This is a genomic window from Pseudomonas sp. P5_B2 (assembly GCF_056400445.1).
Window position 1 is genome coordinate 1 of record NZ_JBFULH010000119.1, and the last position, 11,223, is coordinate 11,223.

The window sequence follows — 11,223 nt, forward strand, 5'->3', positions numbered from 1 at the left end:
CTAATGACCTGAATCCCGTGGTGTTGCCCCAGCAACACCCATTCAACACGCTGCCTGCCCCGGTACACCGCTCACGACTCTTATCACTAAAAATGGCCCGATAAACCGGTAAATCCGGACATGGCACAGAGCCTGCAATATTCCATTTACGCAGGAAGCACTCAGACAAAATAATTTTCTGGATATAAAAACTCGTCGCCTTGCCCGGAGCCCCCCMATGAAATCCACCTTCCGTTTTTCCAGCGTCAAGTACCTGCTGAGTGTGTGCGCACTGGCCCTGAGCCTGCAACCGCTGGCCCAGGCAGCTGAAACGCCACCCGCCGAGGTGCATCTGGATTACGCCTATTACTCACCGGTGAGCCTGGTGCTCAAGCACTTTGGTTTCCTTGAGAAGGCCCTGCCACAAACCAAGGTCAGCTGGGTCCTGAGCCAAGGCAGCAACCGTTCACTGGAATACCTCAATAGCGGCGGCGTCGATTTCGCTTCGTCCGCCAGCCTGGCCGCCGTGCTCAGTCGCGCCAACGGCAGCCCGATCAAGTCGGTTTACGTGTACAGCCGCGCCGAATGGACAGCGTTGCTGGTGCGCAAGGACTCGCCATACAAAACCGTGGCGGACCTCAAAGGCAAGAAAATCGCCGCCACCAAAGGCACTGATCCGTATCTGTTCACCTTGCGCAGCCTGCAACAGGCCGGCTTGAGCAAAGACGATGTCGAGCTGGTGCATTTACAGCACCCGGACGGTCGCATCGCCTTGGAAAAAGGTGACGTCGACGCGTGGGCCGGGCTGGATCCGCACATGGCAGCCAGTCAGGTTCAGGCCGGTTCGCGCCTGCTGTATCGCAACACYCAGTTCAACAGTTATGGCGTGGTCAGCGTCACTGAGACTTACGCCAAAGAGCACCCACAAACCATCGAAACCGTGTTGAACGCGTATGAACAGGCCCGTGAATGGGCGATAAAAAACCCTGAGGAATTGGCGAAGTTGCTCGCCAGCGAATCCGGCCTGCCGCTGGAAGTGGCCACGCTGCAACTGTCGCGTACTGACCTGAGCAGCCCGCAATTGACCGCCAAGGATGTGATCGCCTCGAAAGCAGCGGCCCCGATTCTTGTGTCCGAGGAACTGGTTCGCCGTGGGGTGAATGTCGATCAGGTCATTGATCAACTGATCGATACCGGCGTTAAACAAACCGTGGCCCGTCAATAACGGGGGACTCATGACCAGCAAAAGCAAAAACCTGCCACTGGAACTGCCCACGTCGCGTCGCGCCAGGTTTTCCCTGCACAACGCCTGGCGCCTGCGACTCAAGGGCCTGGTGTTGCCGGTGTTGATCGTTCTGCTGCTGGAGTTCGTCGTGCGGATCGGGTGGTTGCCTTCCTACCAAATGCCGGCGCCGAGCGAAGTCGCACTGACCCTCAGGGACCTGGCCGACGGTGCATTGTGGAAACACATCAGCGTCAGCCTGCTGCGGGTGTTAATCGGTTTCGCCATCGGCGCCAGCCTGGCGCTGGTGTTCGCCGCGTGGGTAGGTTTGAGCCGTGAAGCCGAGGCGTATCTGGAACCGATGTTCGCCGGGTTGCGCTCGATCCCGAGCCTGGCCTGGGTGCCGCTGTTGTTGCTGTGGCTGGGCATCGACGAGACCTCGAAAATCGTTTTGATCGCGATCGGCGCGTTTTTTCCGGTGTACCTCAACGGCGTCGCGGCCATCCGCGACATTGATCGCAAACTGGTCGAAGTCGGGCAAATGTATGGCTTCAGTCGGGGTCGGTTGGTCCGGCGGATTCTCCTGCCCGCCGCCCTGCCCGGCCTGTTCACCGGGTTGCGCAGCGGCATGAGCCTGGCGTGGATGTTTCTGGTGGCCGCCGAACTGATCGCCGCGACCAAAGGCCTGGGCTACCTGCTGAGTGACGGTCGCGAGACTTCACGCCCGGACATCGTGCTGGCCGCCATCATCGTGTTGGCGCTGCTGGGCAAGCTCAGCGACGGCCTGCTCGCCAGTCTGGAGAAACGTTTCCTGGCCTGGCGCGACACCTTCAATGGCCAAAGTGCCGAGGACTGAGCCATGACCGCACACCTGCTGGACATTCGGGTCGAGCGCAAAACCTTTGCCGCCACCACCGTCCTGAAAAACATTCACCTGCAATTGCAGCCAAGGGAAACCGTCAGCCTGCTCGGCCCCAGCGGCTGCGGTAAAAGCACCTTGCTGCGTATCGTCGCCGGGCTGGAAAAGGACTTCCAGGGCGAACTGCGCAACAGTGCGGGCGAAGTGGCCTTCGTGTTTCAGGAGCCACGATTGATGCCCTGGCTGACGGTCGAGCAAAACATCGGTTTCAGCGCTGACAATCATTACGACAAAGCGTGGGTCGCGCAGCTCATTGAGGAGGTCGGCCTTGGYGGTTTCGCCCAGGCACTGCCCAAAGCCCTGTCGGGCGGCATGGCTCAGCGCGTCGCGATAGCGCGAGGACTTTATTCACGACCGCAGGTATTACTGTTGGACGAGCCCTTCAGTGCGGTGGACGCCTTTACACGGATGAAGCTGCAGGACCTGTTGCTGCAACTCGCCCAGCGTCACGCCATCGCCCTGCTGCTGGTGACCCACGATGTCGACGAAGCGCTGTACCTCAGCGACCGGGTGCTGGTCATGGACAATCGGCCCAGCAGCATCCGCCAGGAACTGACCGTGGATTTGCCCCATCCCCGGGATCGGCGCGATCCGCTGCTGGCGAGTTTGAAAGCGTTGTCATTGACCGAACTGCAGCGTGCCCATGTGATCTGAAAGCTAAGCTGAACATTCCCGTCACAGCTTTCAACCGCAGGGTCAGCCGATGTGTGGACGACTGTCGCAGTACCGGGGCATTCACGACTTTGTCGCCGTGCTGAGCATTCCCGACGCAATGATCAATCACGGCGGGGATGAGCCTCTGGCCCGCTATAACGCGGCGCCCACCACCCAACTCGCGCTGTTGCACCTTGAGCCCGACGGCTTGCACGCCGATTCGGTGCGTTGGGGCTGGCGCCCGCACTGGGCGAAAGATCGCGCGGCTCCAATCAATGCACGGGTTGAAAAGGTCGCTCATGGCCCGTTCTTCCGGGCGATTTGGCCACACCGCGCAATTGTGCCGATCGACAACTGGTTCGAATGGGTCGATGCCGGTGATTCGACTCGTCTGCCTTGGCTGATTCGGCGACGGGATGGCGCACCGAGTTACTGCGCAGCCATTGGCCAGTTTCCCGGTCTTGGCAACGAGCCGCGCGGCGACGACGGTTTCGTCATCATCACGGCAGACAGCGCTGGCGGCATGCTCGATATTCATGACCGGCGGCCGGTGGTGTTGTCAGCGGAACTGGCGCGCGAATGGCTTGATCCGGCCACCCCGAAAGAACGCGCCGAACAAATGGTGCTTTTACAGGGGGAAAACAGCGAAATATTCGAGTGGTACAGGGTCGACAAAGCCGTTGGCAATGTCAGGAACCAGAGTAGCGCATTGATAAACAAGCTTGATTAACGAACACCTGGTAGGGCCGGCAAACGTTTGCAGGATTTTGCGACCGCTGCGCGGCCGAACGCAGGCTTCGCCAGCTGCTACCAAGGAACGCCTTGCGCGCCTTGCCGATTCTGCCCCCCGGCACCGAAGCACCCGAAGAAAAGCCCCGCTTGATAGCGGGGCTCTTCTCATACGAGAGTTGGTCAGGGCTTCAACGGACGCTCTTCATCGCGGTCAGACAGCTCTCGGCTGTCGTCATGTTTCCAGTCTTGCCGCGAACGTTCCTGACGCCTGATCTCTTCCTCCGTGGGTTCATCCTCATCTTCAAAATCCGGACGTTTGGGATCTTTGGCCATGCGCACCTCTCTTCCTGTGAAGGGACTTTTTAAGCGTAGAACAAATTCCAGCGCACGATTCAGAGCCACCAGCGCAACAAGAAGAAAAACCCCATGCTCAACAGCATGCTGAGCAAAGTGTTGCGGGTGTAAAGCACCAGCCCCACCGCCACCAGCGAACTGATCAGGTAGGGGTTGTCCCACTGCAAGTTCAGTTGTTTGTCGGGCATGAACACAATCGGCCCGCAGATCGCGGTCAACATGCCCGGTACGGCAAAACCGAGGAACTGCCGGGCATTGCTGCTCAGGCGCACCGGCAGCCGGGGTTCGAGAAACACGTAGCGGTTGAGAAACACCAGCACGCCCATTCCGATGATTACTGCCCACACCATCATGCCGTGCGCCCCAGGTAAAGTTTGTTGCAGATAAAGCCTGCGGTCATACCGGCCAACCCGGACAACACCAGCGCCGAGCCCCATTGCCAGTAACTGAACAACACCGAACAGAACAGCGACACCGCGACGCACACCACGGTGGGCACACTGCGCACCACCGGCGTGATCAAGGCGATGAAGGTGGCGGCAATGGAGAAGTCCAGCCCCAGATGTTCCAGCCCCGGAATGCTGCTACCCAGTATGATTCCCGCCAGGGTGAACAGGTTCCAGGCGATGTAAAACGTCAACCCGACACCCAGCGCGTACCAGCGATTGAATTGCTGTTTGTCGTGCTGACTGGTCAAGGCAAACAGCTCGTCGGTGAGCAAAAAGCCCAACCCTACTCGCCAACGCCCCGGCAACGGTGAAATCACCGAACGCATGCTCATGCCGTAAAGCAAGTGCTGGGACGTCAGCAACACGGTGGTCAGCAAAATCGAAAAGATCCCGGCACCTCCCTTGAGCATGCCGATGGCGACCAGTTGTGCGGCACCGGCAAACACGATGCTCGACAAGCCCTGCCCTTGCAGTGGCGTGAGGTTGGCCTCAATGGCCATGGACCCGGCCAGCAAACCCCATGGCGCGGTGGCCAGGGACAGCGGCATGATCGCGGCGGCGCCACGCAGAAAGGCACTGCGCGGCATGAGTAAGTTCGACATAACACCCTACAACCCGTGAAAGACCCGAGACTGTGCCAGCTGTTGCGGGGATTATCGAGCCCAACAAAAACGAATTTGCCGTTTTGCTGGACACCTGAAACCATAGAGCCACCTTCGACGCGCGAGTAGCATGGAGTCATTCGCATAACAGATCAGGGGGGCGACATGCTTTACCGAATCGCCGCCGACGGGCTGCTGCTGTTTCATCTGTTGTTCATACTGTTCGTGCTGTTCGGCGGGTTGCTGGCGCTCAAATGGCCGGCGCTGATCTGGGCGCATCTGCCTGCGGTCGCGTGGGGCGTGACGGTTGAGGTCTTGCACCTCAGTTGCCCGCTGACCGAGTGGGAAAACCTGATGCGCCAGGCGGCCGGGCAAACCGGTTATGGTGGCGGCTTTATCGAACACTACATATGGCCTGTCATTTACCCGGCCGGCCTGACACCCGAGATTCAATTGGCGCTGGGCAGCGTGGTGCTGGCAATCAACGTATTGGTCTATCTTCGGCTGATCAGGCTGTGGAAATTGCGCCGAGCCACCTGAAACAAGCGCCGAGGATTGAGTCCATGCTGTCGATTGAAGACCTGAGGCTGCTCCAGGCGATCCGCGAGACCGGCAGCCTGTCCCGGGCTGCCGCTCACTTGGGCAAAGCGCCGTCGACCGTGTCCTACGCCGCGCGGCAACTGGAGGAACGCTTCGATGCGTTGCTTTTCGACCGCCGCCGTTACCGCTTGCAGCTCACCCCGGCCGGCGAGTTGCTGGTGAACGAGGCGGCGCGGTTGATGCAGGACGTGTCTCGGCTGACACAGCGGGTGCAGCAGGTGGCCAACGGCTGGGAAAGCAGGTTATGGATTGTCACCGACGAACTGCTCGAATTCGAAGCCTTGATTCCGGTGATCCACGAGTTCGACGCGCTGGAATCCGGCGTACCACTGCGCATCACCCAGGAGGTACTCAAAGGCGTGTGGGAAGCCCTGCGTGAAGGCCGCGCGGACTTGATCATCGGCGCCACCAACGAGCCTCCGGCGATTCCGACCCTGCGCTGGATGCAGTTGGGGCAAATGGAATGGGTGTTCGCGGTGTCGCCCAAACACCCGTTGGCCAAGGCCAAAGAGCCGATATCACGGGCGATGGTGGCGCAGCACCGGGCGATTGTCGTGGCCGACTCATCGCGGGTTACTGAGGGCAGCACCTACGGCGTCTCTGGCGGCCAACCCGTACTCGCGGTGCCGACCATGCGTGCAAAAGTCCTGGCGCAATGCGCTGGCCTGGGCGTCGGCTGGCTGCCCCGGCACCGGGTAGGCTCGTTACTGAACAACGGCACTCTGGTGGAAAAACAGATGGCCGACCCACGCGAACCGAACATTCTGTATGCCGGCTGGCGCGGCGATCATGACGGTCGAGCGCTGGGCTGGTGGCTGGAAAAACTCAAGCAGTCCTACCTGTCCACCCAGCTGGTTCAGGGCAGCGACCGATTTGTCTGAACTCAGTTGGCAGTGACACTCATGTTGCGCCCGCTGGCCTTGGCCACATACAGCGCCTTGTCCGCCGCGCTGACCAGATCATCGGGTTGGTCCTGCAAAGCCAGGTCATAGGCGCAAACACCGATACTCACCGTCACCCTGCCCTCAGGGCTTTCGCAGTGCGCAATATCCGCCCGCAGGACCGCGTGACGGATGTTTTCCGCCACCAGAAAAGCACCCGCATAGTCGGTGCCAGGCAGCACAACCGCGAACTCTTCACCGCCATAACGGGCCGCGAGATCACCCGGGCGCTTGATGTTGTCCTTGATGATCGCGCTGACCCGGCGCAGACACTCATCGCCGGCCACATGACCATAGCGATCATTGAAGCGCTTGAAGTGATCGACATCGATCATCAGCAAGGCGAGCTGGGTCTGGGTGCGCCGTGCCCGGCCCATTTCCGCGAGGATAAACACATCGAACTGACGCCGGTTGGACAGACCGGTCAATGCATCCTCAAGGGCCAGTAATTCGAGGCTGCGATTGACCTCAATGAGTTGTTCCTGGCCGTCGAGCAACAGACGCTGGACGTGATGTTGCTGCTTCATGACATGAATGAGGCGGTAACCGAGCCCGCCCAGAAACAGCAGCAGCGATAACACGATACCCGCGCGCAGCGCCGTCTCTTTGCGCCAGTCGGCCAGGACTTCCTCCTTGTCCAGCGCGGCGAATATGATCAGCGGATACCCGCTGACCCGCCGAAACCCCACCACCCGCACCACATCGTCGACAAAGGACCTGACAGTGGCAGTACCAGAATCGCCTTCGGACAAAAGCTGGGTAAACAGCGATGCATTGACAACGGGGCTGCCGATTTCAGCCTCGTTGAATGGCCGCCGAACAACAATGCTGGCGTCATCGTTAATCAGGTTGATCGCCCCGTTCCGGCCCATATCGATACTGTCGTAAAGCTCAAGGAAATGACTAAGATTGATGGTTGCCAGCGCCACACCGGCAAATCGGCCATCCGGATGATTGATCCGGCGCGATACGGTCATGACCCATTCGCCACTCGAACGACTTTTAATCGAGCGACCGATATACGGACCACGGTCAGGATGGTCTCGATGAAAGATGAAATATTCACGGTCGGAATTGTTCGCATCAGGCACCTCGGCGCCATTGGAGTTGGCAACCCAGCGCCCCTCTTCGTCAAAGACGAACAAGCCATGCAGTTGCTTCAGCTGGTTGCGTTGAGCGCTGAGCAAACGTTGCAATCTGGGCAGTTGTTGCGCACCGACGCCGTCATTTTCGAGGCGGTCCACCAAGGTAAACAGCAGCGTGTCGGTCTGTTTTATCGTTGCCTGCGCTTGTGACGCGAGGGTCTGCGCCAGGTTGGACATTGCCACTTCTTTGTCATGCAAGTGGTATTGGCGCGAACTCCAGGCTTCCCAGATCACAATCGCCGTCATCGACAGGCACACCGCCACGAGCAGAGCCACCGCGTAGCGGACCTTGAGCTTCGACGCGCGCAGGCCGGTCATCCTCGGCGCGGTGGTACGGGCGCTTTCAATGGGATCTTTAATGGACGAATGCCCCCATGACGTTCGTTGACGGGCGACTGCTCCTGTTCGCTCTTTGAATGCCGCACTAGCAGTACGATAGGCGATTTGCGAGCCTCGTGGCGGGTTTGTAGGGTGAAGCTGTCCTGAAGTCGTTACTTCGACGACTTTTTCATTGCCTCAAGCCAGGCCGGATCCAGACGGTTCTGATCGGGGTCGACGCCCAGCGCATCCATCCGCGCCTTGTGCTGATCCATCTCGCGGATCAACTGACTGTGGTCGCTGGAGTTAGCGTCCAGTTCGTGCATCTGGTTCAAGCCCAGGTGGTAAAAACGCAGCAGCTTCATCGCCACCGGATCTCCCGCCTCCACCCCTGCGGTGACCTGATGCATGATGTTGGTGACGCTCATCAGACTGCGCTTGAGCCGCCAGCCGTACACTGCGGCCGCCATCCACGGCTGGTTCCAGAACTTGCCGCGCATCAGCGCCACCATCAGCAGCACCGCGATAAATACACCGCCGACGTTAAACCGCAGGTTGTCGCCGCCGGGCTCACCAAACAACGCCACCGCTGTCGTAGACAGCCCCATTGCCAGCACCAGGAAAATCAGGGCAATAATCAGCGTACTGCGACGCGTCTGCTGTCGATAGGTTTGGGCATTCTTCGGCTGGATTTCGAACATCACGACAGGGTTCCTTGGGGGCACGGACAAAAAAGACGGCCAGGCATTATCGCCTCTGCGAGGGATTTAGCTATGCTGATGATCCTCTTCATCTTTTCATAATCAAACGGGGGACTTGGCGGTAAAGCGCAGTTCGTGCCATCTTCATCCATGGATACACTCTATTCGGATGCTATTCGCGCGGCTCAGTGAGTGGCATCGTTTTAAGGATCATTGAATGACCCAACGACAAGTAATCAACGCCTCTGTCAGCCCAAAAGGCAGCCTGGAAACCCTTTCTCAACGCGAAGTCCAACAACTGAGCGAAGCCGGTTCCGGCAGCACCTACGATATCTTCCGCCAATGCGCCCTGGCCATCCTCAACACCGGCGCCCATGTCGACAACGCCAAGACCATCCTCGAAGCCTACAAGGATTTTGAAATCCGCATCCACCAGCAAGATCGCGGCGTACGCCTGGAATTGCTGAATGCCCCGGCTGACGCCTTCGTCGACGGCGAAATGATTGCCAGCACACGCGAGATGCTGTTCAGCGCCCTGCGAGACATCGTCTACACCGAAAACGAACTCGACAGTCAACGCATCGACCTAAGTACCTCCCAAGGCATCAGCGACTACGTGTTCCACCTGCTGCGCAACGCCCGCACCCTGCGTCCCGGCGTCGAGCCGAAGATCGTGGTCTGCTGGGGTGGCCACTCGATCAACACCGAAGAATACAAATACACCAAGAAAGTCGGCCATGAACTGGGCCTGCGCAGCCTCGACATCTGCACCGGTTGCGGCCCCGGCGTGATGAAAGGCCCGATGAAAGGCGCGACCATTGCCCACGCCAAACAACGCATCCACGGCGGTCGCTACCTGGGTTTGACCGAACCGGGCATTATCGCTGCCGAAGCGCCGAACCCGATCGTCAATGAGCTGGTGATCCTGCCGGACATCGAAAAACGTCTGGAAGCGTTCGTTCGCGTTGGCCACGGCATCATCATTTTCCCGGGCGGCGCGGGCACGGCGGAAGAGTTCCTGTACCTGCTCGGCATCCTGATGCACCCGGACAACGAGCACCTGCCCTTCCCGGTCATCCTCACCGGGCCAAAACATGCCGCCCCGTATCTGCAACAACTGGACGCATTCGTCGGCGCCACACTGGGCGACGCCGCGAAGAAACATTACGAGATCATCATCGACGACCCGGCGCAAGTCGCACGCCAGATGACCCAGGGGCTCAAAGAGGTCAAACAGTTCCGCCGCGAGCGCAATGACGCGTTTCACTTCAACTGGCTGCTGAAGATCGACGAAGGCTTCCAGCGACCGTTCGACCCAACCCACGAAAACATGGCCAACTTGAAACTGAGCCAGGCCCTGCCGGCCCACGAACTGGCCGCCAACCTGCGTCGCGCGTTCTCCGGCATTGTCGCCGGCAACGTCAAGGACAAGGGCATTCGCCTGATTGAACAGCACGGGCCTTACCAGATCCGTGGCGATGCAGCGATCATGCATCCGCTGGATGAACTGCTCAAAGCCTTCGTCGCCCAGCACCGGATGAAATTGCCAGGTGGCGCGGCGTATGTGCCGTGTTATCAGGTTGTGGCGTAACAAACCACATCGCAACACTGTGGGTGGGTTGTCTGTGGTGAGGGGCTTGCCTGTGGCGAAGGGGCTTGCCCCCTCACCACAGCAGCCCCCCAACCACAAAGTACCAACTTCCTACAGGTGATCGGCGTCGATGATCGCCTTGGCAAACGCCTGCGGATCTTCCTGCGGCAGGTTGTGGCCGATGCCGCCATTGATCAGTCGGTACTCATACTTGCCAGTAAAGCGCTTGGCGTAATCCTCGGCGGCCGGGTGCGGTGCGCCGTTGGCGTCGCCTTCCATTGTGATGGTTGGCACCGTGATCGAAGGTGCCTTGGCCAACTGTTGTTCAAGCGCTTCGTATTGCGGCTCGCCCTGAACCATACCCAACCGCCAGCGATAGTTGAAGACCGTGATAGCGACATGGTCCGGGTTGTCCAGCGCGACGGCGCTGCGATCATAGGTTGCATCGTCGAAAGCCCATTTCGGCGACGCGGTTTGCCAGATCAACTTGGCGAAGTCGTGGCGGTTTTTTTCGTAGCCGGCCTGGCCGCGATCGGTCGCAAAATAGAACTGATACCACCACTGCAACTCGGCCTTGGGCGATAACGGGTTTTTCCCTGCGGCCTGATTGCCGATCAAGTAGCCGCTTACCGACACCAACGCTTTGACCCGTTCCGGCCAGAGCGCCGAGACGATGTCCGCCGAACGTGCGCCCCAGTCATAGCCGCCGAGCACGGCCTGTTTGATCTTCAGCGCATCCATGAAGTCGATGACGTCACTGGCCAACGCCGCAGGCTGGCCGTTGCGCGGGGTCTTGTCAGACAGGAAATGCGTGTCGCCGTAACCCCGTGCATACGGGATCAATACCCGATAACCCTTGGCCGCCAACAGCGGCGCCACTTCGCTATAGCTGTGAATGTCGTAAGGCCAGCCATGCAGAAGAATCACCACTGGACCGTCGGCCGGGCCGACTTCGGCGTAAGCCACATTCAGCAAGCCGGCCTTGACGTGCTTCAGCGGACCGAACGGGGTATACG

General features: G+C 59.5%; 13 protein-coding genes. 7 read left to right on the forward strand and 6 right to left on the reverse strand.

The window, feature by feature from the left end; genetic code table 11:
- Positions 1-217: 217 nt before the first annotated feature.
- From AC1DRJ_RS12375 to AC1DRJ_RS12390, 4 genes are read left to right on the forward strand one after another with little or no spacing between them, the layout of a single operon-like run.
- Positions 218-1,204, forward strand: a complete 987-nt coding sequence (locus AC1DRJ_RS12375; RefSeq protein ID WP_477802399.1) for an aliphatic sulfonate ABC transporter substrate-binding protein — start codon at positions 218-220, stop codon at positions 1,202-1,204.
- 10 nt (positions 1,205-1,214) lie between these two features.
- Positions 1,215-2,057, forward strand: a complete 843-nt coding sequence (locus tag AC1DRJ_RS12380) for an ABC transporter permease (protein ID WP_477802400.1) — start codon at positions 1,215-1,217, stop codon at positions 2,055-2,057.
- Positions 2,058-2,060: 3 nt separating this feature from the next.
- Positions 2,061-2,774, forward strand: a complete 714-nt coding sequence (locus tag AC1DRJ_RS12385) for an ABC transporter ATP-binding protein (protein ID WP_477802401.1) — start codon at positions 2,061-2,063, stop codon at positions 2,772-2,774.
- 49 nt (positions 2,775-2,823) lie between these two features.
- Positions 2,824-3,504, forward strand: coding sequence for an SOS response-associated peptidase (locus tag AC1DRJ_RS12390; RefSeq protein WP_477802402.1), 681 nt, complete (start codon positions 2,824-2,826; stop codon positions 3,502-3,504).
- A 182-nt stretch (positions 3,505-3,686) separates the two neighbouring features.
- On the opposite strand, the gene AC1DRJ_RS12395 is transcribed toward AC1DRJ_RS12390, so the two are convergent.
- Genes AC1DRJ_RS12395 through AC1DRJ_RS12405 form a run of 3 tightly spaced genes read right to left on the reverse strand, consistent with a single transcriptional unit; the run spans position 3,687 to position 4,911 of the window.
- Positions 3,687-3,839, reverse strand: coding sequence for a hypothetical protein (locus tag AC1DRJ_RS12395; RefSeq protein WP_477802403.1), 153 nt, complete (start codon positions 3,837-3,839; stop codon positions 3,687-3,689).
- 59 nt (positions 3,840-3,898) lie between these two features.
- On the reverse strand, positions 3,899-4,210 hold the full coding sequence (locus AC1DRJ_RS12400; protein WP_162830874.1) for an AzlD domain-containing protein: 312 nt from the start codon (positions 4,208-4,210) through the stop codon (positions 3,899-3,901).
- Positions 4,210-4,911, reverse strand: coding sequence for an AzlC family ABC transporter permease (locus AC1DRJ_RS12405; RefSeq protein WP_477802404.1), 702 nt, complete (start codon positions 4,909-4,911; stop codon positions 4,210-4,212). Before AC1DRJ_RS12405 ends, AC1DRJ_RS12400 begins: the two co-directional genes overlap by 1 nt.
- Positions 4,912-5,076: 165 nt before the next feature.
- On the opposite strand from AC1DRJ_RS12405, the gene AC1DRJ_RS12410 reads away from it, so the two are divergent.
- Both AC1DRJ_RS12410 and AC1DRJ_RS12415 read left to right on the forward strand, forming a co-directional pair.
- Positions 5,077-5,451, forward strand: coding sequence for a DUF2784 domain-containing protein (locus tag AC1DRJ_RS12410; protein ID WP_477802405.1), 375 nt, complete (start codon positions 5,077-5,079; stop codon positions 5,449-5,451).
- A gap of 23 nt (positions 5,452-5,474) precedes the next feature.
- A complete protein-coding gene (locus tag AC1DRJ_RS12415) occupies positions 5,475-6,392 on the forward strand; it encodes a LysR family transcriptional regulator (RefSeq protein WP_477802406.1) in 918 nt (305 codons plus the stop codon).
- Positions 6,393-6,394: 2 nt separating this feature from the next.
- Here the strand turns inward: AC1DRJ_RS12415 and AC1DRJ_RS12420 are convergent, their stop codons facing one another.
- Both AC1DRJ_RS12420 and AC1DRJ_RS12425 read right to left on the reverse strand, forming a co-directional pair.
- The gene (locus AC1DRJ_RS12420) at positions 6,395-7,915 is read right to left on the reverse strand and encodes a sensor domain-containing diguanylate cyclase (RefSeq protein ID WP_477802407.1); all 1,521 of its coding nucleotides are present in this window, start codon (positions 7,913-7,915) and stop codon (positions 6,395-6,397) included.
- A 173-nt stretch (positions 7,916-8,088) separates the two neighbouring features.
- The gene (locus tag AC1DRJ_RS12425) at positions 8,089-8,616 is read right to left on the reverse strand and encodes a DUF3087 domain-containing protein (protein WP_477802410.1); all 528 of its coding nucleotides are present in this window, start codon (positions 8,614-8,616) and stop codon (positions 8,089-8,091) included.
- A 217-nt stretch (positions 8,617-8,833) separates the two neighbouring features.
- Here AC1DRJ_RS12425 and ppnN point away from each other — a divergent pair, with 217 nt between their 5' ends.
- Complete coding sequence (gene ppnN, locus AC1DRJ_RS12430) at positions 8,834-10,207, forward strand: nucleotide 5'-monophosphate nucleosidase PpnN (RefSeq protein WP_477802408.1); 1,374 nt, start codon at positions 8,834-8,836, stop codon at positions 10,205-10,207.
- Between the two features lie 111 nt (positions 10,208-10,318).
- Here ppnN and AC1DRJ_RS12435 read toward each other — a convergent pair.
- Positions 10,319-11,223 (reverse strand): alpha/beta fold hydrolase (locus AC1DRJ_RS12435; RefSeq protein ID WP_477802409.1); only part of this gene is annotated, 905 nt, incomplete at its 5' end.